Annotated in this window: 1 pseudogene; it reads left to right on the top strand. The window is 52.5% G+C overall.

Features of this window, described 5'->3' with window-relative positions:
- Positions 1–261: pseudogene (locus MXD62_RS08890) on the top strand (sporulation integral membrane protein YlbJ); the annotation flags it as partial.

Raw genomic sequence — 261 nt, 5'->3', positions numbered from 1 at the left:
CCGTAGGTGTGATCTACCGTTTTTACGCGCCGTTCGCTCCCACCAGCAAGCCGTTGACAAAAAACAAGCTTGCCCTGCCCCTTCGCGCTTTGCAAGCGATGCATCGGGCGAGGATTCGCGATGGCCGCCCTTTCGGCAGACTGATGGGCGAAGCCGTTCAATCAGCCCTGAATACGCTTTTAGTCGTTGGCGGCTTTTTAATCGTCTTTTCCGTGTTGATTCAGCTATTTTCCACCATTCACCTGACACACTTTTTAAGCA

Origin of the sequence: Frankia sp. Mgl5, from assembly GCF_023242985.1 — a bacterium.
GTDB lineage: Bacteria > Actinomycetota > Actinomycetes > Frankiales > Frankiaceae > Parafrankia > Parafrankia soli.
This window is presented reverse-complemented; position numbering and strand designations above follow the sequence as displayed.